Genomic DNA, 22,662 nt, shown 5'->3' on the forward strand with positions numbered 1-22,662 from the left:
CGGCTAGGATCTGAACATGAAACCCGAGACGGTGACACTGTGGCGTCCGGTCGGTCCGGCCGAACTCGAGCTCATCCGAGACGGCGGCATGCTGTCGTTCCCGCCGCGCCTGCCGGATCAGCCGATATTCTATCCGGTCCTGTCGGAAGATTACGCCATCAGGATCGCGCGCGATTGGAACGTACCGCAGAGCGGCGCGGGTTTCGTGACGCGCTTCGAGGTGCGCCGCGACTTCCTCGACCGATACGACGTGCAGGAAGCCGGTGGCCGCGCATTGCGCGAATACTGGATACCGGCCGAAGAACTCGACGCGTTCAATGCAGCGATTGTCGGGCCCATCGAGGTGGTGAGGGAGTATCGTTGAGGCTTCCGGCGAAGCCCGGTTCGGCTTCGTCGAGATCCGACATCACCCGACCGACTTCGAGCGGCCCGCGATCGCCTCGTTCGATGGCGGACGGCAGGCGTACGGGGGCCACCGCACGGCCGACGTTGCCAAGGCCGACCCTGCCGAACGTGCCGGGTGTCGCCTTCGGCGGACGCGAGGCGCGGGCCGGCATGCGGTCCCGGACAGACCTCTGGGCCTCGTCCCGCATAGGCCCTGCCTCCACGAGGCGCCGAACCTGTTCGAGTGCCGCATCGACAAGGTCGAGCGGCTGGGACCTGCCGCGCGACGACGACGAGCGGTCCGGGTACCTCTTCGCCGCGCTGGAACGCGCCGCGATCCGAATACCGCTACGCGAGAACGCCCCGGCATCATAACATCGTCCCCCACGTCGATGGAGCGGACGGGAGGCCGACCGTGGACGGGCACGCGCTGACCCGCGCCAGCACGATCGGGCCGCTGGTCGACGTGATCGACCGCGACGGCGGCTCGGTCGCGCGCGTCTTCCGCGCCGCAGACCTGCCGGTCCGCCTCGTCGAGCGGCCCGAGATGCTGGTGCCGCTCGCCTTCCAGACCCGCCTCGTGGTCGCCGCCGCCCGCGAGATCGGCGACGACCTCCTGCCGGTCCGTCTCTCGGCCGCCGCCGGCACGGCCGGGCTCGGCGCCTACGCCGGACACGTCCTCGGCGCACCGACGCTCGGGGCGGCGATCGCGATCGGCAACGCCCTCGTCCATCGCATCCTGCAATCCGCGACGGTGACGCGGCTCGAGCGCCGCGGCGCCACCGTGCGCTGGCTCTACCGGGTCGACGCCGCGCTCGACGCCGGCCGCGCCGAGAACGAGCTGCTGGCGGTCGGCTACATCCTCGCCATGCTGCGCCGCTTCGCCGGATCCGGCTGGACGCCGATCCGGGTCGAGCTTCCCGGCCCGCCGCCGCCCGCCCGCGCCGCGATCGAGCAGGGCTTCGCCGCCCCGCTCGCCGAGGGGCCGGACGCCGCCGTGGTGTTCCCGGCCGACCTCCTCGACGTCGCCGGCCCCGGCCCGGCCACTGACCCGGACGCCGCCGCGCTGCCCGCCCCGCACGACCTGCCGTCCCGCGTCCGCGCCATGGTCGATCTCGCCATGCTCGACGGCGCGCCCCGCCGCGAGCGCGTCGCGGCCTGGCTCGGGCTCTCCACCCGCACCATGCAGCGCCGCCTCGCCGACGACGGCCTCGCCTTCGCGGCCCTGCTCGCCGCGGTGCGCGCCGACCGCGCCGCCGATCTGCTCGGCCGCGGCGCCACGGTCGCCGACGTCGCCTTCGATCTCGGCTATTCCGACCCCGCCCATTTCGCGCGCGCCTTCCGCGCCTGGACCGGCCGGCCGCCGTCCTCGTTCAGGGCCGGGCGAAGGCCTCGTCGACCTGCCGGGCCATGAAATCGGCGGCGCGCGCGAAGGCGGCGTCGGTGTCGCCGCGGAAGGTGAACAGGCGGTCGATCAGCAGCCGGTCGGCGGAGAGGTCCACCGCCTGGATCTTCCCGATCTGCACCAGCGTGCTCATCTTGTGGATGCCGCCGTAGACGAGGATCCGTGCGCCCGCCGCCCGCGCCGCCGCGATCAGCGCCTCCGGCCGTGCCGTCGTCGCCGAACAGCCGCCGGCCGGACAGGCGATCCGCACCGTGCGATAGGGGCCCGTGCTGCCGAAGGCCGCGCCGAGCAGTTCGTCGAAACCGTCGACCCGTGCGGCGTGGGCGGCGGTGCGCTCGGCCGACTCGCCCGCGGTGTCGTCGTTGTCGAAGGCGGCGACCGCCACCGTCACCGCCGCCGGCGGCGTCGACGCACCGGCCGCCACGGCCCATCCGCCCGCGGCGAGCGCCGCCGCGACTATGCCGCACCGCAGCAAAAATCCCGCCCGTGCCGCTCCCGCCGCCCGTCCGGCCCGCGCACCGGTCTCGTCGCTCCCACGTCCCATCGTCGTCCTCCCTGGTCGCCACGGCCTCCGCCGCGCCTCGGGAAGGGGAGCGCGGACCCGGCCGCCGCGCCTGCCATTTCGTGCCAAAGGGGCGGTTTTCGGCGCCGAGCCCGTCCGAGCCCGCGCTCGCCGCAGCCGGCTCGCCGGCGAAGATGAACGGATTTTAATCTTCCCTCTTCTGCCCTCGACCTGCGGCGATCCGTACCATTACGAGGATTTCATTTGCGGGTGCAGTGCAAAATGGAGAATTCTTCCCGGGTCAGCCTGACCTATGGGAGGTAACGATGGCCTGGACGACCCCGAAGTGCGAAGAGCTGTGCGTCGGCATGGAAATCAACATGTACTTCCCGCCGGAAGTCTGATTTCCCCCGCGGTCGACCGGTCTCCGGTCGGCCGCACCCTTTGCGACGATGGCGGGACCAGACCATGCGTGACCGGCCCGGGGCCGCGACGCGGCTTCGTGCTCTGATCCTCGGAGCGGCGGCCGGCGGCGGCTTTCCCCAGTGGAACTGCAACTGTCCGAACTGCGCCGGGCTCCGGCGCGGCGAACCCGGTCTCGAGGCCCGCACGCAGGCGTCGCTGGCGGTCACGGTCGACGGCAAGCGCTGGGCGCTCCTCAACGCCGCCCCCGAGATCACACAGCAGATCGCCGCCAATCCGGCGCTGCACCCGCGCGATCCCGCCGTGGTCGGCGGCCGGCACTCGCCGATCGCCACGGTGCTCGTCACCAACGCGGACATAGACGCCATCGCCGGCCTGCTCGGCCTGCGCGAGAAGCAGGCGTTCCGCCTCGTCGGCACCGCCGAGACCCTCGGCGTCATCGACGCCAACCCGATCTTCCGCGGTCTCGACCGCGACCTCGTCCGCTTCGAGCGGATCGCACTCGGCGACACCTTCGAGCTGGTGCCCGGGGCGACGGCGCGGCTGTTCCCGGTGCCGGGCAAGATCCCGCTGTTCCTCGAGGGCGAGCGGGTCGTCACCGACCTCGAGGGCGAGCAGACCGTCGGCGTCGAGATCGTCGGCCCGGCCGGCGAGCGCCTCGCCTACGTGCCGGGCTGCGCCCGGATGACGCCGGCGGTGGCGGACCGGCTCGCCGGTGCCGACGTCGTGTTCTTCGACGGCACCGTCTTCACCGACGACGAGATGATCCGCCTCGGCGTCGGCACCAAGACAGGCAAGCGGATGGGTCACATGGCGATGAGCGGTCCGGACGGGACGCTCGAAGCCTTCCGGACGATCCCGGTGAAACGCCGGATCTTCGTCCACGTCAACAACACCAACCCCGCCCTCCGGGAGGGATCGCCCGAACGCCGGGCGGTGGCGGACGCGGGTTGGGAGATCGGCCGCGACGGGATGGAGGTCCCGCTATGACCAAGCTCATGACCCCCGACGAACTGGAAGCCGCCCTGCGCCGCATCGGCGCCGAGCGCTACCACAACCTGCACCCCTTCCACCGCAAGCTCCACGGCGGCGGCTGCACGATCGACCAGGTCCGCGCCTGGGCGCTCAACCGCTACTGCTATCAGGCGATCATCCCGCAGAAGGATGCCGCGCTGATGGCGCGCTGCGAGGATCGCGAGCTCCGCCGCGAGTGGTTGCACCGCATCACCGACCACGACGGCCTCGACGGCAACGAGGGCGGCATCGAGCGCTGGCTGGTGCTGACCGACGGTCTCGGCTTCGACCGCGACTACGTCGTCGGCCGCACCGGCGCCCTGCCGGCGACCCGCTTCGCCACCGAGGCCTACCTGCACTGGGTGACCGAGAAGTCGCTGCTCGAGGCGGTGGCGTCGTCGCTGACCGAGCTGTTCGCGCCCAAGCTGCACGAGGAACGCATCTCGGGCATGCTGGAGCACTACGACTTCATCGACGAGCGCGTGGTCGCCTATTTCCGCAAGCGCCTCGACCAGGCCCCCCGCGACGCCGCCTTCGCGCTCGACTACGTCCGCCGCAACGCCCGCACCATCGAGCAGCAGCAGGCGTCGCTCCGCGCGCTCACCTTCAAGACCGAGGTGCTCTGGGCCCAGCTCGACGCGCTCTGGCTCGCCTACGTCGAGGACATGCCCGCCCCCGGCGCCTGGCGCCCGGGCGAGGGCATGCGCGAGGTCGACGCCGCGGCGTAAGGCGGGGCGGGGTTCAGACGCGTTCGGTGCCCCTCGCCTCCGCCCCCGACGGCAGAGCCCGGCCCGACACCCCCACCGCGTCCCCTCCCCCCTGGAGGGGGAGGGACAGGGAGAGGGGGCCGCCCGCGCCGACGTCGGCCACACCGGGAGAGACACGGAACGGCAAGCCACTGCCCGTCCGCCCCCTCTCCCCAACCCTCCCCCTCCAGGGGGTAGGGAGCATGTCGAGAAGGTGGACGGGGAGGAGCGAGACCGCGAACCGACGCTCCGGCGCGACGCCCCCACCGCGTCCCCTCCCCACTGGAGGGGGAGGGACAGGGAGAGGGGGCCGCCCGCGCAGACATCGGCCACACCGGGAGAGACGCAGAACGGCCAACGCAGGCCCGTCTGCCCCCTCTCCCCAACCCTCCCCTCCAGGGGGGAGGGAGCATGTCGAGGCGGAGGTGAGGGAGGAGCAGATGTTCCGCCCGTGCTACCGCCACCGAAGCCCGACTGCCGACTGCCGACTGCCGACTGCCGAGACCCTACTGCCTAATGCCTAATGCCTACTGCCTACCGCCCACCGCCCCCCTTCCCCGAGGCCTCCATGTCCGCCACCCCGACCGACCGCCTGCCCGACGACGCCGTGCCGCGGCTGCCGAGGGGCGTGCGCGTGAAGTTCGACGCGGTGCGCTCGACCCACATGCTGCTCGCCCCCGAGCGCGCCGTCCGGCTCGACGCCGTCGCCGCGGCGATCCTGGCGGAGACCGACGGCGTCCGCTCGTTCGGCGACGTGGTCGCCGCGCTGGCGGCGAAGTACCGGGCGCCGGCCGACCGGATCGCGTCGGACGCCCGCACGTTCCTCGTCGGCCTGATGGACCGGCGCATGCTCGAGGTGACCGCCCGATGAACGCCCCGACCCCGGCCGAGAGCCTCGCCCGCCCCGCCCGCGTCGTGCCGCCGCCGATGGCGATGCTGGCCGAGCTGACCCACCGCTGCCCGCTGAAGTGCCCCTACTGCTCCAACCCGCTGGAGCTGGTGCGCCGTTCCGAGGAGCTCTCCACCGAGGACTGGGCGCGGGTGCTGCGGCAGGCGGCGGCGATGGGCGTGCTGCACGTCCACTTCTCCGGCGGCGAGCCGGCGGCGCGGCGCGACCTCGAGGACCTCGTCGGCATCGCCCGCGAGGTCGACCTCTACACCAACCTGATCACCTCCGGCGTCGGCCTCACCGAGACGCGGGTCAAGGAGCTGTCGGCCCGCGGGCTCGACCACGTCCAGCTCTCGGTCCAGGGCACCGACGCGGCGATCGCCGACAAGGTCGGCGGCTACAAGGGCGGCTTCGAGCAGAAGATGCGCGTCGCCGAGTGGGTCGCGGCGGAGGGCCTGCCGCTGACCGTCAACGCGGTGATGCACCGCGCCAACCTGCACAAGGTCGGCGAGACGATCGACCTCGCGGTCCGCCTCGGCGCCCGCCGCATCGAGATCGCCAACACCCAGATCCACGGCTGGGCGGTGAAGAACCGCGCCGCCTTGGTGCCGACCCGCGCCATGGTCGACGCCTGCACCGCCACGGTGATGGAGGCGCGCGAGCGGCTGAAGGGCGTGCTCGTCATCGACTACGTGCCGCCGGACCACCACTCGGTCTACCCGAAGGCCTGCATGGGCGGCTGGGGCAAGGTCGGGCTCAACGTCGAGCCGGACGGCAAGGTGCTGCCCTGCCACGCCGCGGCGACCATCCCGCACCTTTCCTTCGAGAACGTGCGCGAGCGCGACCTCGCCTGGATCTGGAACGAGAGCGCGGCGTTCAACGCCTACCGCGGCGACGACTGGATGCCCGAGGCCTGCCGGTCCTGCGAGCGCAAGACCGTCGATTTCGGCGGCTGCCGCTGTCAGGCCATGGCCTATGCCGGCGACCCGAACGCCATGGACCCGATGTGCTCCAAGAGCCCGCTGCGGGCGATGATCCACGACCTCGTCGAGGCCGAGAGCGTCGACGCCCATCCCCCGGAATACGTCTATCGCAGCATGTGAGCCCGCCTCGTGGCGGCGCGGCCCGGTGGACGGGCCCTCCCCGCGGCGGCCCGTCCGAACCGGGCGCCGCGGAACACGACCGTTCCCGCCGTCAGATCGGTTCGCCCTCGGCGCCCGCCTTGGCGCAGCGCCAGCGCACGATCCGGTACTTCGGATGACTGGTCGACCACTCCGCGATCCGCGGCTGCGCCCAGTAGAGGCACTCGGCCAGCGAAGTCACTTCCGCGACCGGCAGCGTGCGCTGCTCGCAGGCCTTGGGATCCGACAGCAGGCAGATGGTCATCAGGATGTCGATGGCGTTCATGTCCGGCACCATGTTGCAATCTTGCGTCGCGCGGCGATGACGGCGGTTCGGCGCCGCGACGAACGGAGTACATCCCATGTTACTCCAACGGCGGCGCAATGGATCACGCCGATCGAATGCACGTGATCCGCGCTCGCTCCGCCTCCGTAAATCTCGCCCGGGGAGTAGAACGGGAGGCGGGGATGCTCTGTTCCCAGACGAAGACACATCGGCGGCGGAACGCCGCCATCGCGGTGCTTCTCACTATCTCGGCTTCGATCGGCGCCACGGATCGCGCCCACGCCGTCTTCTCCGGCGACATGAGCCCGCGCGCGCCCTCCGGCGACGCCGAATACGCCGCCGGCATGGTCGCCTGGGCCGCCGAGGACTGGAAGGCGGTGGTGTTCCACATGGCGCGCGTCACCGGCAACCGGCCGCACCACGACAACGCCTGGGCCCGCCTCGGCTACGCGCATCGCAAGCTGCAGCGCTACGACGCCTCGCTGTTCGCCTACGGCCGGGCGCTTTCGATCAACCCGCACAACCGCGCGGCGCTCGAATATCTCGGCGAGGCCTATGTCGAACTCGGCCGCTTCGTCGACGCCGTCGGCGTGCTCGACCGCCTCGCGGGCGAGTGCAAGCGCGTCGAACTCACCTTCTCCGACGGCGACTTCGGCGACGGCTGCGAGGAATTCGCGTCTCTGAGGACGCTGATCGACCTCGTCGGCGGCGACACCTCCGACGTCGTCGCGCGCTGGCGCTGAACGCCGCTCACCCGATACCCGGCACCTTCGGCAGGAAGTCGGCGCCGCGCGTCGCCCAGAACTGGCGCAGCGCCAGCGCCGCCGGCAGGAGGCGCTTGTCGGTGCGGCGGACCATGAACCAGTGCCTGACGATCGGCAGGCCGACCACGTCGAGGATGGCGAGGCGGCCGCTCTCGACCTCGAAGGCCACCGTGTGGGCGGAGATGAAGGAGATGCCGAGCCCGGCCATCACCGCCTGCTTGATGGTCTCGTTGGAGGCCATCTCGATCTCGCGCGGCGGCGCGCCGACATAGGCCTCGCCCATGAAGGCCTCGAAGGACGAGCGCGTGCCCGAACCGTCCTCGCGCACCAGGAAGGTCTCGCCGGCGAGTTCGGCCGGCTGGATCGCGCGCCGGCCGGCGAGCGGATGGTCGGGCGGGGCGACGATCACCTGCGGGTGGTCGCCGATGACCTGGGATTCCACCTCGAACTCGCGCGGGGGCCGGCCCATGATCGCGAGGTCGATCTCGTAGTTGCGCAGCGCCGCCAGCGTCTCCTCGCGATTGCCGACCATCAGCCGGATCTCGACCCGCGGCCGCTCGCGGCGGAAGGCGGCGATCGCGCGCGGCGCGAAATACTTGGCGGTCGAGACGACGCCGATCGAGACCGCGCCGGAGCCGGCCTCCTTCAGCTCGGCGAGGGCGTCGCTGCACTCGCCGAGCAGCGCCTCGATCCGGGCGAGCGTGGTGGCGATCTCGTCGCCGGCGGCGGTCGGGCGGAAGCGGTCGCCGACACGCTCGATCAGCGGCAGGCCGACGAGGTCCTCGAGCGCCTTGACCTGGGCGGTGATCGCCGGCGGTGTCACGTTGAGTTCGGACGAGGCCGCCGTCACCGTGCCGGTCCGGATCACGGCCGCCAACGAGCGCAGCTGCTTCAGCGTGGTGTGGCGCATCGGGTCCCTCCCCGTCCCCACCGGAGCGCCCCTCGTCTCAGCGACGAGAACCGGTCGGGCCGGCCGCTTGGTTTCAGCGTTTCTGAAGGGCCGGACCAGAATATTGGAATTCGGCGGCTTTGCTGTCGAGTGTAAGATCGTCGCGCTCCTTTCGGCGTGCGACGCCGCGCGCCCTCGACAGGCCGCCCCCGCTCCGTCCACCATTCCCGGGCGCGCCGTTGGACAGGCGCCGATCCGCCCGTCATGATGCCGCCCGTCGGTAGAGCGACGGACGAACGGAGACGACGGGTCGATGACGGACAGGAACGGCCTCACGGCCCATCTCGACGGCTGGGCGGGGCGGGACGCCACCCGCAAGGCGGTGGCACGCGCGATTCTCGGCCTCGCCGAGGCCGGCCGGCGGATTTCCGCGCTGGTCGCCGAGGGCGTGCACGGGTCCGGCCACGGCGCCGTCGTCGGCGAGAACTCCGGCGGCGATTCGCAGAAGCAGCTCGACTGGCAGACCCACGAGATCGTCGTCGAGGCGCTGCGCTTCACCGGCGTCGCGGCGGTCGGCTCCGAAGAGGCCGAGGCGCCGGACGTGCTCGACCCGAACGGCGCGGTGGTGGTCGCGGTCGATCCGCTCGACGGCTCCTCCAACATCGACAACAACGTCGCGATCGGCACGATCTTCGCGATCCTGCCGGCGCTCGCGGAGGGCGATTCCTTCCTGCAGCCGGGCTCGCGCCAGCTCGCGGCCGGTTTCGTGGTCTACGGCCCGCACACCGACCTCGTGCTGACGCTCGGCGAGGGCACCCACATCTTCACGCTCGATCCCGAGGACGGCGTCTTCCGCATCGCCCTCTCGAACGTGACGATCCCGACCGACACGGCCGAGTTCGCCATCAACGCCTCGAACTACCGGCACTGGCAGCCGGGCATCCGCGCCTGGTTCGACGACTGCATCGCCGGCGCCGCCGGCCCGCGCGAGAAGGACTTCAATATGCGCTGGGTCGCCGCCCTGGTGGCCGAGGCGACGCGCATCCTGATCCGCGGCGGCATCTTCCTCTATCCCGGCGACGACCGCCGCGGCTACGCCCAGGGCCGGCTGCGCCTCGTCTACGAGGCCAACCCGATCGCCTTCGTGGTCGAGCAGGCCGGCGGGCGCGCCACCAACGGCACCGAGCGCGTGCTCGACCTCGTGCCGACCGACCTGCACCAGCGCACCCCGCTGATCTTCGGTTCGACCACCGAGGTCGGGCAGGTCGAATTCTACGAGCGCAACCCCGTGCCCGCCGATCGGTCGCCGCTGTTCGGCTACCGCGGCCTGTTCCGCTGAGGGCGGGGCACTTCAGCCGGAGGGCGGACCCGAGGTCATGTCGGAGCGGCATCCGATCATCGCGATCACCGGTTCGTCCGGGGCCGGCACCACGTCGGTGCGGGCGACGTTCGAGCAGATCTTCCGCCGGGAGAGCATCGACGCCGCCTACATCGAGGGCGACAGCTTCCACCGCTGGGACCGCGTCGCCATGAAGGCGAAGTCGGCCGAGGAGTCGGCCCGGGGCAACTACACCTTCAGCCACTTCGGGCCGGAGGCGAACCTGCTCGAGGAACTGGAGGCGGTGTTCCGCAGCTACGGCGAGAACGGCACCGGCCGCTTCCGCCACTACGCCCACGACCACGAGGAGAGCCGCCTGTTCGGGATCCCCGAGGGCACCTTCTCCGACTGGGAGGACTTCCCCGAGGACACCGACCTCCTGTTCTACGAGGGCCTGCACGGCGCCGCGGTCACCGGCGAGGTCGACATCGCCCGCCACGTCGACCTCAAGATCGGCGTCGTCCCGGTGATCAACCTCGAGTGGATCCAGAAGATCCACCGCGACAAGGCCACCCGCGGCTATTCCACCGAGGCGGTCACCGACACCATCCTCAGGCGGATGCACGACTACGTGCACTACATCTGCCCGCAGTTCACCCAGACCGACATCAATTTCCAGCGCGTGCCGACCGTCGACACCTCCAATCCCTTCGTCGCGCGCTGGATCCCCACCGCCGACGAATCCATGGTGGTGATCCGTTTCCGCAACCCGCGCGGCATCGACTTCCCCTACCTGCTGTCGATGATCCACGACAGCTTCATGTCCCGCGCCAATTCCATCGTCGTCCCCGGCCCGAAGATGGAACTCGCCATGCAACTGATACTGACGCCGAAGATCCTCCGGCTGGTGGAGCGCAAGAAGCGCCTCCTGTGACGAACACGGAGCCGACCAATGGAGACTTGCGCCGGCGCGCGCGGGTTTCTAATCGGATCGTCGCACCGATCCGCCACCAGTCCGCACGCGGGCCGAACGCGCCCGCCGCCTCCGATTTCAGGGAGGCGCCAACGTCGAGAGGACGGAGACAACATGGCCCGCATCACCCTGCGCCAGCTGCTCGACCACGCCGCCGAGCACGGCTACGGCGTTCCCGCCTTCAACATCAACAACATGGAGCAGGGTCTCGCGATCCTCGAGGCGGCCGAGGCCACCCGGTCCCCGGTGATCATCCAGGCGAGCCGCGGCGCCCGCTCCTACGCCAACGACATCGTGCTCGCCAAGCTGATCGACGGCCTCGTCGAGCTGCACCCGGACATTCCGATCTGCATGCACCTCGACCACGGCAACGCCGAGCCGACCTGCGCCACCGCGATCCAGTACGGCTTCACCTCGGTGATGATGGACGGCTCGCTGAAGGCCGACGGCAAGACCCCCGCCGACTACGAGTACAACGCCGGCATCACCCGCCGCGTCGTCGACATGGCGCACTGGGCCGGCGTCTCGGTCGAGGGCGAGATCGGCGTGCTCGGCTCGCTGGAGTCCGGCATGGGCGAGAAGGAGGACGGCCACGGCGCCGAGGGCGTGCTCGGCCACGACCAGCTCCTGACCGATCCCGACCAGGCCGTCCAGTTCGTCAAGGACACCAAGGTCGACGCCCTCGCCGTCGCCATGGGCACCAGCCACGGCGCCTACAAGTTCACCCGCAAGCCGGACGGCGAGGTGCTGGCGATGGGCGTGATCGAGGCGATCCACAACAAGCTGCCGAACACCCACCTCGTCATGCACGGCTCGTCGTCGGTGCCGGAGGACCTGCAGGAGATCATCAACCGCTACGGCGGCCAGATGAAGCCGACCTGGGGCGTGCCGGTCGAGGAGATCCAGCGCGGCATCAAGCACGGTGTGCGCAAGATCAACATCGACACCGACAACCGCATGGCCATGACCGGCGCGATCCGCAAGGTCTTCGCCGAGAACCCGTCGGAGTTCGACCCGCGCAAGTACCTGAAGCCGGCCATGGAGGCGATGCGCAAGCTCTGCATCCAGCGCTTCCAGGAGTTCGGCACCGCCGGCCACGCCGACCGCATCAAGCCGCTCTCCACCGCCGCCATGGCCAAGCGCTACGCCAGCGGCGAACTCGACCCGAAGTTCGGCTGAGCCGGATCGACGACGGGCCGGCGCCGGCCGGCCCGTCACCGTCCCGACGCGGTCAGTTCGCCCGCCGGCAACGCCGCAGGCGACCGGCGAGGACGAGACCGTCGCGGAACGACAGGGCGAGCAGGAAGAGGTTGGCCGGTCCGGCGATCAGTTCGACGCCCTGCAGCAGCATGTAGGTCAAGTCGAAGCTGCCGGCGGCCGCGAGCCGGTGCAGGATCAAGGCGGTCGGCAGCAGCACCAGGAGTCCGTTCGCCTGCACGATCCGCATGCGCCGCCGCTTGGCCGCCACGCGCGGATCGTCGCTCCCGGCCCCGAGCCGGCGGCCGGTCAGGGCGAGCACCGCCATCGTCGGCACCAGCAGCCACAGCCCCTCCGCGATCGCTGTCTTAGCCGCCAGGATGGCGGTCGCGTCGCCGGCCATCTCGCCCCGGAGCGTGAGCACGATGAAGGTCGAGATCGTCGCCATTGCCACGACGCCGGCGACGGGATGCAGGAAGCGGATCATGCCCCGCCCTCCGTGTCCCGCTCCAGGGACGCGCGGAGCCGCCGCAGGACGAGGACGGTTTGCGCGAGATCGTCGGCCGGCACGAGGCCGGCGAGCAGTTCGGCGACCGGAGTCCAGGCCGCCCCTGCGGCCGCGAAACGCCGGCGGCCCTCGTCGGTGAGCACCACGAGGCGGGCCCGCTTGTGGTGCGGGTTGTCTTCCAGCGCCACCAGACCGGCATCCGCGAGGTCGTCGACCACGCGCTGCACGGACTGACGGGCGAGACCCATGCCGCGGGCGATCCGCGACACGGTTGCGCCCTCGCCGTCGCCGGCGACGGCGCCGAGCACCTGCCAGCGCGCGCTGGTGAGGCCGAGCGGACGTGTCAGCGCGTCGCCGCTGGCGAGAAGGGCGCCGTTCAGACGGAACACCTCGAGCACGAGGGCATCGACGGGATGGGAGAAGACGTCTTCGGGTTTCTTCATGATGACAGCATCATGCCAATATAGCAGTATACTGTCAATATCGATCGGATACGGCCGCGCCCGTCCCCCTCGCGCACCCTTTCGGCGGCCGTCCCGTCCGCCGGTGGACGGGACGTGTCCGTTTCACCACCGCCCTCACCGCCCGCGGGCGATTCCTTCCAGCACGCGCAGATTCATCTCGGCGGCGAGGCGCATGCCGTGCGCGGCCACCATCATCGGCACCAGATGCGGCGGCACCGCGCCGTCGCCGGCCATCAGCCGGACCGGGCCGGCGAAGGCGTCCCAGCCGATCCGCTCCTCGGCGACGTCCCGCCGGTCCTCGTCGATCCGCTCGCCCATGTCGTCCTCCCTCGTTCCCTTCCGTCCCGCTCCACTCTGGCGGGTCTTCGTGACGTTCGTCCGGTCGGTCAGCGCCGCCGCGCCAGGAATCCGATCAGCGCGTCGATCAGCGCGCCCTTGACGCCGCGGCTGCGGCGGGGGCCGTGGTCGTAGCCGCCACGGCCATGGCCGTAGCCGCCGAAGGGGTCGCCGTAGCGGTGGTCGCCGTAGCGATGGTCGTCGTATCGACGATCGCGGTAGCCGCCCTTCTTCCAGGACTTGCCGCCGTATCCGTGCCGACGGCCGCCGAGGGCCTCGGCCACCGCGCGCTTCAGCATCTTGCCGATCATGGGTCCTGCTCCTCTCGTGTCGGGCGGCCCGCGCCGCCGCGCGGGAGCCGACATCGCGCGCCGTTCGGCGCGCCAGAGGGGCCCGGTCATCCCGAGCCGTATCTCGGGTCGGAGGCGGGCAAGGTCAAGGGCGCCCGGCGACGTAACGCCGCTCGCGAGGGGCGCGGACTTTTCGCGCGCGATGGCGCAAGATCGCGTCCGCGAGGAGAGAGCGCCGGGGAGGTGGCGCGGGAGCCATGACGACGACCAACGTCCACCTGCCGGTCGAGGAGATCGTGCCGACGGCGATCGACCTGCGCCGCGAGTTCGAGGAGGCCGGCGTCGCCGCCATCCTCGGCGAACTCGACCGCGACCTCGTCGGTCTCGCGCCCGTCAAGCGGCGCATCCGCGAGACCGCCGCGCTGCTGCTGGTCGAGCGGGCGCGCGCCCGGCTCGGCCTCGCCCACCGCGCGCCGACGCTGCACATGAGCTTCACCGGCAACCCCGGCACCGGCAAGACCACGGTCGCCGAGCGCATGGCCTCGCTGCTGCACCGGCTCGGTTACGTCCGCAAGGGCCACCTCGTCTCGGTCACCCGCGACGACCTCGTCGGCCAGTACATCGGCCACACCGCCCCGAAGACCAAGGAGGTCATCAAGAAGGCGCTCGGCGGCGTGCTGTTCATCGACGAGGCCTACTACCTCTACCGCCCTGAGAACGAGCGCGACTACGGCCAAGAGGCGATCGAGATCCTATTGCAGGTCATGGAGAACCAGCGCGACGACCTCGTGGTCATCCTCGCCGGCTACGCCGACCGCATGGAGAAATTCTTCGAGAGCAACCCCGGCTTCCGCTCCCGCATCGCCCACCACATCGACTTCCCGGACTATGGCGACGACGAGTTGCTCGAGATCGCCGTGCGCATGCTGGCCGGCGCCGGCTACCGCTTCTCGCCCGCCGCCGTCGAGGCCTTCCGAGCCTACGTCGCGGCGCGGCGGACGCAGCCGCATTTCTCCAACGCCCGCTCGATCCGCAACGCCCTCGACCGCGCCCGCCTGCGCCAGGCCAACCGGCTGTTCGAGGAGGCCGCCGGCCCGGTCGGCGCCGACGAGCTCTCCACCATAGAGCCGGACGACATCCTGAAGAGCCGCGTCCTCACCCAGGGCGGCCGCATCGGCGGGTGATGCGCGGGCGCGCTCCCGTCAGCCGTCGTTGGCCGCGTTGAGCTCGTCCGGGCGGATGCCCGTGTCCTCCGCGCCCGCCGCCCGCTTCGACCGGATGCCGGTGCGGCCGTCGTCGGCCCCGATCATCTCGACCCCGCCGCGCTCGAAGGCGGCCGCCAGCGCGGCCACCGCCCCCGGCGGCGGCGGGCGCCGCTCGGCCTCGAACTCCCGAACCGCGTCGACGGCGACGCCGGCCTGACCGGCGAGCTGGTCGAGCGACCAGTTGAGGAAGGCGCGGGCGGCACGGCACTGGGCGGGGGTCATGGAAGGCTCTCCTCACGGGCGGCGGTCGGCGTCGTCCCGTCCGCCGCGACGGCGATGCTGGCACGCCGCGGCCCTTGACGCGAGGCCGGCCTTCGGGTCTGGCTGTGCCATCGGCAAGGACGTGTGGGGACGGCGGCATGCACGTGCGGAAGTGGTTTTCGGCGGCGGTGGTTCCGCTCCTCCTCGCGTTCGCGGCCCCGGCCGCGCGGGCGGCGACCTGCGAGACCTCCGACATCGTGGTCTACGGCGGCACGCCGGCCGGTCTGGCGGCGGCGATCCAGGCCGGGCGGATGGGCAAGTCCGTCACCGTGCTCGAGCCGACCATGCACGTCGGCGGCATGATGGGCAGCGGCCTGACCAAGGCCGACGTGTCGGTCTACGAGGACACCTACGGCGGCATCGCCCGCTCGTTCTTCGCATTGGCCCGCGCGCACTACGACACCAAGAGCACGACGCGGATCTACTACGGATCCGGCTGGGCCGAGGAGACGCTGCGGCGGATGACGATCCACGCCGGGGCGAAGATCGTGCTCGGCCAGCCGATCGCCCGGGCGGTGCGGTCCGGCCGCTCCATCGTCCGCATCGAGACCACCACCGGCCGTCGCTTCTGCGCCGAGGTCTTCGTCGAGGCGAGTTACGAGGGCGACCTCCTCGCCAGGGCCGGCGTCCCGACCATCCTCGGCCGCGAGGCGCGCGCCACCTACGGCGAGGCCCACGCCGGCGCGCAGCCGCTCGGGCGGATCGAGGTCGGCAACCGCACCGTGCTCGTCGATCCCTACGTCAAGCCCGGCGTTCCCTCGAGCGGCCTGCTCTACGGCGTCGAGCCCTTCGTCGCGCGGACGACCGGCGAGGCCGACGACCGGTTGATGGCGTTCAACTATCGCCTCTGCGTCACCGACCGCGCGGCCAACAAGGTGCCCTTCCGCAAGCCGGCCGGCTACGATCCCGCGCTCTACGAGACCGCCGCGCGCTTCCTGCAGACCCTGATCGCCGAGCGCGGCTTCGTCACCTCGACCCATTTCATCGGCAACAGCGTCACGGTCGAAGGCAAGCTCGACGTCAATTCGAGCCGCTACTTCTCGACCGACGTCTGGCACATCGGCCGCGACTACATCCTCGCCGACGGCGCGGGCCGCGCCGCGGTCCTGGCGCGTGTGCGCAACTACACCGAAGGCCTGTTCTGGTTCGCCTCGACCGACCCGCGGGTGCCGAAGAACGTGCGCAGCTACACGCGCCGCTACGGCTGGTGCGCCGACGAATTCCGCGACAACGGCAACTTCCCGCGCCAGCTCTACGTCCGCCAGGGCCGTCGCCTCGTCGGCCGCTACGTCCTCACCGAGAACGACCTGATGGCGCGCCGTTCGTTCGACGACTCCATCGGCCTCGGCTACTACCCGATGGACGAGCACGGCATGTACCGCACGGTCGTCGGCGGTTTCATCGCCGACGAGATCCGCCAGAGCCTGCCCGGCGGCAAGTACGAGATCCCCTATCGCGCGCTGCTGCCGAAGATCGGCGACTCGCTCAACCTGATCGCGGCGACCACGATCTCCGCCAGCCACGTCGCCTTCACCTCGGTGCGGGTCGAGCCGACCTTCATGGTGATCGGTCAGGCCGCCGGCGCCGCCGCGGCCCTCGCCAAGGACGGCCGGGTCGGGGCGGTCGACATGGCGCGCCTGATGAGCACGCTCGACGCCGCCGGCCAGATCCGCAAGAAGGATCCGACGGGCGGCCGCCGGTAGGTCTGCACGCTCCCGCCCGTCCACCTGCGCCCTGCGGCTAAACCCGAACTACCGGACCGCGCCCCGACGTGGTAACTCGGCCGGGTCGGGGAGAGGGAGACGGACTTGCCCGCGACGGCGCGCGACATTCTGCGGGTCTGGGTGGCGATACTCGCCGCCTGGGCGCTCGTCGTCCAGGCGGTCGTCCCGGCGGCGGCCGCGCCGCTTCCGTCCGACCTCCGGGCGATCTGCGCCGCCGCCATGACCGGCGCCGCTCCCGCGGGCCACCTGCCCGCGGGCACCGCGCACGACGACTGCTGCACCCTCTCCGTCCCGCCGACCGCGCTGCCGCCGGACGCACCGCCCCGTCCCGTCGTTGCCGCCCGCGGCTGGATCCACCTCGACGTCCCCTCCGCCCCCGCGGGCGTGCGCGGCGCGGAGACGCCCGAGACCGCCCCGCTCGTCCCGCGCGGCCCGCCCGTCGCGGCCTGATCGACACCGTCCCGGCCGCCCCGGCGGCCCGCTCGACAGCTTCTCGTCTTCCCGACGGCCGCCCGCGAGTCCCGCGCACCGCCCGTCACCTTTCACATCGGATCCTCGCCATGCGTTTCGCCAAGTTCCTCGCCGCCGCCACTGTCCTCGCCGCCCTGGTCGCCCCCGCCGCGGCCCACGAGTTCAAGGCCGGCGCCCTCGAGATCGTCCACCCCTGGACCCGCGCCACGCCCCCGGGCGCCAAGGTCGGCGGCGGCTTCATGGTCATCCGCAACACCGGCACCGAGCCCGACCGTCTGGTCGGCGGCTCCGTGTCCTTCGCCGACGAGTTCCAGGTCCACGAGATGACCATGGAGGGCGACGTCATGAAGATGCGCCAGCTCGAGAACGGCCTCGAGATCCCCGCCGGCGGCGAGGTCACGCTGAAGCCCGGCTCCTTCCACGTCATGTTCATGGGCCTGAAGCACGGCCTCGAGCAGGGCAAGGAGGAGAAGGCGACGCTGAAGTTCGAGAAGGCCGGCGAGGTCGAGGTCGAGTTCGCCGTCGAGCCGGTCGGCGCCAAGGAACCGTCGCACGACGGTCACTGATCACCGAGTTCGCGAGGTTCCGAACACCGGTCGGAACCTCCTGCGAGCGCCACCACCGCGCGTCCGCATCGGGCGCCGTCCCCGCGCCGGGGGCGGCGCCCTTTCGTTTTCGGTGCCGGGCGTGCTTTTCGTCCGGCCTTCGCCCTCCCCTTTCCGCCCGGCGCGCCCTAGCCTTGACAGCACGGGTTCGCGCCTATTAGTTTAGACTTCAAATATCGAACCCTGAAGGAGGCGGACATGCGCATCGTGTGCGTCGGCGGCGGCCCGGCCGGTCTCTATTTCGCGCTTCTGATGAAGAAGGCCGACCCCGCCCACCGAGTCACGGTGATCGAGCGCAACCGCCCCTACGACACCTTCGGCTGGGGCGTCGTCTTCTCCGATGCCACCATGGAGAACATGCGGATCTGGGATCCGGAGAGCGCCGCCGAAATCGAGCAGGCGTTCAACCACTGGGACGACATCGAAGTCCGCATCAAGGGCAAGGCGATGCGGACGACCGGCCACGGCTTCGTCGGCATCGGCCGCAAGAAGCTGCTCAACATCCTGCAGGCCCGCTGCGAGGCGCTCGGCGTCGAGCTGGTGTTCGAGCAGGAGGTCGACGGCGACCGGCAGTTCCCCGATGCCGACCTCGTCGTCGCCTCCGACGGCCTCAACTCGAAGATCCGCCTCGCCCATCCCGACGTGTTCGAGCCCGACCTCGTCGTCCGCCCGAACCGCTACATCTGGCTCGGCACCAAGAAGGCCTACGAGGCCTTCACCTTCGACTTCCAGAAGACCGAGCACGGCTGGTTCCAGGCGCACATCTACAAGTTCGACGAGGACACCTCGACCTTCATCGTCGAGACCACCGAGGAGACCTTCAGGGCCCACGGCCTCGACCAGGCCGACCAGCAACAGTCGATCGACTTCTGCGAGCGCCTGTTCGCCGACGTCCTCGACGGCGCCGAGCTGATGACCAACGCCCGCCACCTGCGCGGCTCGGCCTGGCTCAACTTCAACCGCCTGATCTGCGGCCGCTGGAGCTTCTTCAACGGCAACTCGCACGTCGTGCTGATGGGCGACAGCGCCCACACCGCCCATTTCGCGATCGGCTCGGGCACCAAGCTCGCCATCGAGGACGCCATCGAGCTCGCCCGCCAGTTCGGCGCGCTCGGCCAGGACCGCGCCGCCATCCCGGCCGTGCTCGCCGCCTACGAGGAGGTCCGCCGCGTCGACGTCGCCCGGATCCAGAACGCCGCCCGCAACGCCATGGAATGGTTCGAGGTCGTCGGCGCCCGCTACGCCGACACCCTCGAGCCCGAGCAGTTCATGTACTCGATGCTGACGCGCTCGCAGCGCATCAGCCACGAGAACCTGCGCCTGCGCGATCCCGCGTGGCTCGAGGGCTACGAGCGCTGGTTCGCCGCCCGCACCGGCATCGCCCCGCGCGGCAACGGCCGCGGCCTGCCGCCGATGTTCACGCCCTACCGCCTGCGCGGGCTCACGCTCGAGAACCGCATTGTGATGTCGCCGATGGCGATGTATTCCGCGGTCGACGGCCTGCCCAACGACTTCCACCTCGTCCACCTCGGCGCCCGCGCCCTCGGCGGCGCCGGCCTCGTCTTCGGCGAGATGACCTGCGTCTCGCCCGACGCCCGCATCACCCCGGGCTGCCTCGGCCTCTGGAACGACGAGCAGGAGGCCGGCTGGAAGCGGATGATCGACTTCGTCCACGGCCAGACCGGCTCGAAGTTCGCGATCCAGCTCGGCCACGCCGGCCGCAAGGGTGCCACCAAGGTCGCCTGGGAGGGCACCGACCAGCCGGTCGAGACCGGCGGCTGGCCGCTGATCTCGGCCTCGCCGATCCCCTACCTGCCGCATTCGCAGGTGCCGCGCGAGATGACCCGCGCCGACATGGACCGCGTCCTCGCCGACTTCGTCCAGGCCGCCGAGCGCGCCGCCCGCTCCGGTGCCGACATGCTCGAGCTGCACTGCGCCCACGGCTACCTGCTGTCGTCCTTCCTGTCGCCGCTCACCAACCGTCGCACCGACGCCTACGGCGGCGACCACGAAGGCCGCGCCCGCTTCCCGCTCGAGGTGTTCCGTGCCATCCGCGCGGTCTGGCCCGAGGACCGGCCGATCTCGGTGCGCCTGTCCTGCAACGACTGGGTCGACGGCGGCAACTCGCCGGAGGACGCGGCGATCTACGCGCGCATGTTCAAGGACGCCGGCGCCGACATGATCGACTGCTCGTCCGGTCAGGTCTCCAAGGAGGAGAAGCCGGTCTACGGCCGGCTCTGGCAGACGCCCTTCGCCGACAAGATCCGCAACGAGGTCGGCGTGCCCACGATCGCGGTCGGCGCCATCTCCGAGGCCGACCACGCCAACTCGATCATCGCCGCCGGCCGGGCCGACCTCTGCGCCGTCGCCCGCCCGCATCTCGCCGACCCCGCCTGGACCCTGCACGAGGCCGCCAGGATCGGTCTCACCGAGGTCGAGTGGCCGCGCCAGTATTTCGCCGGCAAGCGCCAGTACGAGACCGCCCTCGCCCGCACCGCGGCCCCCGCCGCCGTCGCCCCGCGCTGAGGCCCGGAATGGCCGGCGCGAGAACGTCCCGTGTGGGGCCCCCTCTCCCTGTCCCTCCCCCTCGAGGGGGGAGGGGACGCGGTTGGGATCGTTCGGCCTCTACGATCGCACTCGGCGCTCGCTGCGCCGGATCCTCGACGTCTCACTTGCGAACCCCTCTCCCTGTCCCTCCCCCACAAGGGGGGAGGAGACGCGTATGGAATCGTTCGACCTCGATCTCCAACCTCGCCATCCGCTTCGACGGAGTCGTTACGTCTCACGCGCCAACCCCTCTCCCTGTCCCTCCCCCACAAGGGGGGAGGGGACGCGGTTGGTTTCGTTCGACCTTGATGTGCCGCCTCGGCGCCCGCGGTGACCGATCGATCCCCCGTGAACCGGGAGCTTCGGATCCGACAACGCACGCCGCCGCCGTCGGCGCGACGCCCGACATCCACCCTGTCCCTCCCCACCGCGTCCCCTCCCCCCTTGTGGGGGAGGGACAGGGAGAGGGGTATCCCACGCGCGCGGTCCCCCACCCCGCCCACGAGCACGCGACGCCCGACATCCACCCTGTCCCTCCCCCCATCGTCCCCTCCCCCCTGGAGGGGGAGGGACAGGGAGAGGGGGGAGTCCGCGCCGCCACGCAGCCCGCCGCAATGTCGCCCACCGCCACGCCGCTCGCCACCGGCCGCCCCGCCCCCGGAGCCCGTCCATGACCCGACACGCCCTCGTCACCGGCGGCGGCTCCGGCATCGGAGCGGCGACCGCCCGCGCCCTCTCCGCCGCCGGCTGGCGCGTCAGCGTCGCCGGTCGCCGGCCCGCGCCTCTCGAAGCCACGCTCGCCACCCTCGCCGGCCCGCGCGGCATCGCCGCGACCCTCGACGTCACCGACGAGGCTTCCGTCACGGCCGCCGTTGCGGCGGTCGAGGCGGTCGCCCCGGTCGACCTCCTGGTCAACAACGCCGGCGCCGCCGCGAGCGCCCCGTTCCAGCGCACCACGCCGGCGCTCTTCCACGAGATGATCGCGGTCAACCTGACCGGCACCTTCCTGGTCACCCGCGCGATCCTGCCCGGCATGGTCGCCCGCGGCCGCGGCCGCGTCGTCAACGTCGCCTCCACCGCCGGGCTCGTCGGCTACCCCTACGTCTCGGCCTATGTCGCGGCCAAGCACGGCGTCGTCGGGCTCACCCGCGCGCTCGCGCTCGAGGTCGCGCGCCGCGGCGTCACGGTGAACGCGGTCTGCCCGGGCTTCACCGACACGCCGCTGATCGACGCCTCGGTGGCGACGATCGCGGAGAAGACCGGCCGCGACGCCGACGCCGCCCGGGCCGAGCTCGCCCGCTCGAACCCGCAGGGACGGTTGGTCTCGCCGGAGGAGGTCGCCGCCACGGTGGTCTGGCTCGCCTCCGACGCGGCCTCGGCGATCAACGGACAGGCCATCGCGGTGGCCGGTGGAGAGGTGATGACCGGATGAGCGAGACCTCGATCATGGGCGCCATGCGCCGCCCCTTCCGCGACTACGAGGCGCGCCACTTCGGCTGGCGGGCCGAGGAGGACGGCCGCGTCGCCGTCGTCACGCTGAACCGGCCGGAGCGCAAGAACCCGCTGACCTTCGACAGCTACGCCGAGCTGCGCGACCTCTTCCGCGCCCTCGCCCACCCCTCCGACGTGCGGGCGATCGTGATCACCGGCGCGGGCGGCAACTTCTCCTCCGGCGGCGACGTCTTCGAGATCATCGAGCCGCTGACGCGCATGGCGATGCCCGACCTGCTCGCCTTCACGCGCATGACCGGCGACCTCGTCAAGGCGATGCGGCGCTGCCCGCAGCCGATCGTCGCCGCTGTCGACGGCGTCTGCGCCGGCGCCGGCGCCATCCTCGCCATGGCCTCCGACATCCGGCTCGCCACCCCGGCGGCCAAGACCGCCTTCCTGTTCACCCGCGTCGGCCTCGCCGGCGCCGACATGGGCGCCTGCGGGATCCTGCCGCGCATGATCGGCCAGGGCCGCGCCTCCGAGTTGCTCTACACCGGCCGCGTCATGACCGCCGACGAGGGCGCCGCCTGGGGCTTCTACAACCGCCTCGTCCCCGCCGACGCGCTCCTCGCCGAGGCGACCGGCCTCGCCCGCGCCATCGCCGACGGCCCCGCCTTCGCCCACGCCATGACCAAGACCATGCTGACCCAGGAATGGGCCATGGGCCTCGACGAGATGATCGAGGCGGAGGCGCAGGCGCAGGCGATCTGCATGGCCACCCGGGACTTCCGCCGCGCCTTCGAGGCCTTCGCCGAGAAGCGCAAACCCGTGTTCGAGGGCGACTGAGCC

At 71.5% G+C, this 22,662-nt stretch carries 26 protein-coding genes; 18 read left to right on the forward strand and 8 right to left on the reverse strand.

The genetic code is table 11. From position 1 onward, the window contains the following. The first annotated feature begins 16 nt into the window (after positions 1 to 16). Both EDD54_RS08100 and EDD54_RS08105 read left to right on the forward strand, forming a co-directional pair. Complete coding sequence (locus EDD54_RS08100) at positions 17 to 364, forward strand: ADP-ribosylation/crystallin J1 (protein WP_126541551.1); 348 nt, start codon at positions 17 to 19, stop codon at positions 362 to 364. Between the two features lie 435 nt (positions 365 to 799). Further along, entirely contained in the window at positions 800 to 1,798 is a 999-nt protein-coding gene (locus tag EDD54_RS08105) for an AraC family transcriptional regulator (RefSeq protein WP_126541550.1), read from the forward strand. Here EDD54_RS08105 and EDD54_RS08110 read toward each other — a convergent pair. After that, positions 1,758 to 2,213 (reverse strand): DUF2380 domain-containing protein, encoded by a 456-nt coding sequence (locus EDD54_RS08110; RefSeq protein ID WP_165644445.1) that lies wholly within the window; start codon positions 2,211 to 2,213, stop codon positions 1,758 to 1,760. The genes EDD54_RS08105 and EDD54_RS08110 overlap by 41 nt on opposite strands. 404 nt (positions 2,214 to 2,617) lie before the next feature. Between EDD54_RS08110 and pqqA the strand changes: the two genes are divergently transcribed. The 5 genes from pqqA (at position 2,618) to pqqE (ending at position 6,466) form a co-directional block, all read left to right on the forward strand. After that, the gene (gene pqqA, locus EDD54_RS08115) at positions 2,618 to 2,695 is read left to right on the forward strand and encodes a pyrroloquinoline quinone precursor peptide PqqA (RefSeq protein ID WP_126541970.1); all 78 of its coding nucleotides are present in this window, start codon (positions 2,618 to 2,620) and stop codon (positions 2,693 to 2,695) included. Between the two features lie 64 nt (positions 2,696 to 2,759). Further along, positions 2,760 to 3,704 carry a pyrroloquinoline quinone biosynthesis protein PqqB gene (pqqB, locus tag EDD54_RS08120; protein WP_126541548.1) on the forward strand — a complete coding sequence of 315 codons (945 nt, stop codon included), beginning with the start codon at positions 2,760 to 2,762 and terminating at the stop codon, positions 3,702 to 3,704. Then, complete coding sequence (gene pqqC / locus EDD54_RS08125; protein WP_126541547.1) at positions 3,701 to 4,456, forward strand: pyrroloquinoline-quinone synthase PqqC; 756 nt, start codon at positions 3,701 to 3,703, stop codon at positions 4,454 to 4,456. Before pqqB ends, pqqC begins: the two co-directional genes overlap by 4 nt. A gap of 586 nt (positions 4,457 to 5,042) precedes the next feature. Then, a complete protein-coding gene (pqqD, locus tag EDD54_RS08130; RefSeq protein ID WP_126541546.1) occupies positions 5,043 to 5,345 on the forward strand; it encodes a pyrroloquinoline quinone biosynthesis peptide chaperone PqqD in 303 nt (100 codons plus the stop codon). Next, complete coding sequence (gene pqqE, locus EDD54_RS08135) at positions 5,342 to 6,466, forward strand: pyrroloquinoline quinone biosynthesis protein PqqE (protein ID WP_126541545.1); 1,125 nt, start codon at positions 5,342 to 5,344, stop codon at positions 6,464 to 6,466. The genes pqqD and pqqE overlap by 4 nt, the downstream gene beginning before the upstream one ends. A gap of 91 nt (positions 6,467 to 6,557) precedes the next feature. On the opposite strand, the gene EDD54_RS08140 is transcribed toward pqqE, so the two are convergent. Beyond that, positions 6,558 to 6,770: a hypothetical protein gene (locus EDD54_RS08140; RefSeq protein ID WP_126541544.1), complete on the reverse strand. Its 213-nt coding sequence runs from the start codon at positions 6,768 to 6,770 to the stop codon at positions 6,558 to 6,560. A 182-nt stretch (positions 6,771 to 6,952) separates the two neighbouring features. On the opposite strand from EDD54_RS08140, the gene EDD54_RS08145 reads away from it, so the two are divergent. Then, positions 6,953 to 7,513 (forward strand): tetratricopeptide repeat protein, encoded by a 561-nt coding sequence (locus tag EDD54_RS08145; RefSeq protein WP_133673972.1) that lies wholly within the window; start codon positions 6,953 to 6,955, stop codon positions 7,511 to 7,513. A gap of 7 nt (positions 7,514 to 7,520) precedes the next feature. Here EDD54_RS08145 and EDD54_RS08150 read toward each other — a convergent pair whose 3' ends face one another. Further along, complete coding sequence (locus tag EDD54_RS08150; protein ID WP_126541542.1) at positions 7,521 to 8,444, reverse strand: LysR family transcriptional regulator; 924 nt, start codon at positions 8,442 to 8,444, stop codon at positions 7,521 to 7,523. Positions 8,445 to 8,736: 292 nt separating this feature from the next. Here EDD54_RS08150 and EDD54_RS08155 point away from each other — a divergent pair, with 292 nt between their 5' ends. The 3 genes from EDD54_RS08155 to fba all read left to right on the forward strand — a co-directional run bounded on the left by EDD54_RS08155 (position 8,737) and on the right by fba (position 11,893). Further along, the gene (locus EDD54_RS08155) at positions 8,737 to 9,762 is read left to right on the forward strand and encodes a class 1 fructose-bisphosphatase (protein WP_126541541.1); all 1,026 of its coding nucleotides are present in this window, start codon (positions 8,737 to 8,739) and stop codon (positions 9,760 to 9,762) included. 37 nt (positions 9,763 to 9,799) lie between these two features. Further along, positions 9,800 to 10,675: a phosphoribulokinase gene (locus EDD54_RS08160; RefSeq protein WP_126541540.1), complete on the forward strand. Its 876-nt coding sequence runs from the start codon at positions 9,800 to 9,802 to the stop codon at positions 10,673 to 10,675. A 153-nt stretch (positions 10,676 to 10,828) separates the two neighbouring features. After that, positions 10,829 to 11,893 (forward strand): class II fructose-bisphosphate aldolase, encoded by a 1,065-nt coding sequence (gene fba, locus EDD54_RS08165; RefSeq protein WP_126541539.1) that lies wholly within the window; start codon positions 10,829 to 10,831, stop codon positions 11,891 to 11,893. 52 nt (positions 11,894 to 11,945) lie between these two features. Here fba and EDD54_RS08170 read toward each other — a convergent pair whose 3' ends face one another. The 4 genes from EDD54_RS08170 to EDD54_RS08185 all read right to left on the reverse strand — a co-directional run bounded on the left by EDD54_RS08170 (position 11,946) and on the right by EDD54_RS08185 (position 13,530). Next, a complete protein-coding gene (locus EDD54_RS08170) occupies positions 11,946 to 12,398 on the reverse strand; it encodes a hypothetical protein (protein WP_126541538.1) in 453 nt (150 codons plus the stop codon). Continuing rightward, positions 12,395 to 12,862: a MarR family winged helix-turn-helix transcriptional regulator gene (locus EDD54_RS08175; protein WP_207620335.1), complete on the reverse strand. Its 468-nt coding sequence runs from the start codon at positions 12,860 to 12,862 to the stop codon at positions 12,395 to 12,397. The genes EDD54_RS08170 and EDD54_RS08175 overlap by 4 nt, the downstream gene beginning before the upstream one ends. A 135-nt stretch (positions 12,863 to 12,997) precedes the next feature. After that, positions 12,998 to 13,201 (reverse strand): hypothetical protein, encoded by a 204-nt coding sequence (locus EDD54_RS08180; RefSeq protein ID WP_126541536.1) that lies wholly within the window; start codon positions 13,199 to 13,201, stop codon positions 12,998 to 13,000. Between the two features lie 68 nt (positions 13,202 to 13,269). Then, a complete protein-coding gene (locus EDD54_RS08185) occupies positions 13,270 to 13,530 on the reverse strand; it encodes a hypothetical protein (protein WP_126541535.1) in 261 nt (86 codons plus the stop codon). A 236-nt stretch (positions 13,531 to 13,766) separates the two neighbouring features. On the opposite strand from EDD54_RS08185, the gene cbbX reads away from it, so the two are divergent. Beyond that, positions 13,767 to 14,693, forward strand: a complete 927-nt coding sequence (gene cbbX / locus EDD54_RS08190; protein WP_126541534.1) for a CbbX protein — start codon at positions 13,767 to 13,769, stop codon at positions 14,691 to 14,693. A gap of 18 nt (positions 14,694 to 14,711) precedes the next feature. Here the strand turns inward: cbbX and EDD54_RS08195 are convergent, their stop codons facing one another. Then, entirely contained in the window at positions 14,712 to 14,996 is a 285-nt protein-coding gene (locus EDD54_RS08195; protein WP_126541533.1) for a helix-turn-helix domain-containing protein, read from the reverse strand. A gap of 137 nt (positions 14,997 to 15,133) precedes the next feature. Between EDD54_RS08195 and EDD54_RS08200 the strand changes: the two genes are divergently transcribed. The 6 genes from EDD54_RS08200 (at position 15,134) to EDD54_RS08225 (ending at position 22,659) form a co-directional block, all read left to right on the forward strand. Further along, complete coding sequence (locus tag EDD54_RS08200) at positions 15,134 to 16,738, forward strand: FAD-dependent oxidoreductase (RefSeq protein ID WP_126541532.1); 1,605 nt, start codon at positions 15,134 to 15,136, stop codon at positions 16,736 to 16,738. A gap of 105 nt (positions 16,739 to 16,843) precedes the next feature. After that, complete coding sequence (locus EDD54_RS08205) at positions 16,844 to 17,209, forward strand: hypothetical protein (protein WP_126541531.1); 366 nt, start codon at positions 16,844 to 16,846, stop codon at positions 17,207 to 17,209. A gap of 110 nt (positions 17,210 to 17,319) precedes the next feature. Then, positions 17,320 to 17,796, forward strand: a complete 477-nt coding sequence (locus EDD54_RS08210) for a copper chaperone PCu(A)C (protein ID WP_126541530.1) — start codon at positions 17,320 to 17,322, stop codon at positions 17,794 to 17,796. Between the two features lie 237 nt (positions 17,797 to 18,033). Then, positions 18,034 to 20,361 carry a bifunctional salicylyl-CoA 5-hydroxylase/oxidoreductase gene (locus EDD54_RS08215; RefSeq protein WP_126541529.1) on the forward strand — a complete coding sequence of 776 codons (2,328 nt, stop codon included), beginning with the start codon at positions 18,034 to 18,036 and terminating at the stop codon, positions 20,359 to 20,361. A gap of 691 nt (positions 20,362 to 21,052) precedes the next feature. Further along, the gene (locus EDD54_RS08220) at positions 21,053 to 21,814 is read left to right on the forward strand and encodes an SDR family NAD(P)-dependent oxidoreductase (protein WP_126541528.1); all 762 of its coding nucleotides are present in this window, start codon (positions 21,053 to 21,055) and stop codon (positions 21,812 to 21,814) included. Beyond that, positions 21,811 to 22,659 (forward strand): enoyl-CoA hydratase family protein, encoded by an 849-nt coding sequence (locus EDD54_RS08225; protein ID WP_126541527.1) that lies wholly within the window; start codon positions 21,811 to 21,813, stop codon positions 22,657 to 22,659. Before EDD54_RS08220 ends, EDD54_RS08225 begins: the two co-directional genes overlap by 4 nt. The last annotated feature ends 3 nt before the right edge of the window (positions 22,660 to 22,662 follow it).

The organism is Oharaeibacter diazotrophicus (assembly GCF_004362745.1).
Classification (GTDB): domain Bacteria; phylum Pseudomonadota; class Alphaproteobacteria; order Rhizobiales; family Pleomorphomonadaceae; genus Oharaeibacter; species Oharaeibacter diazotrophicus.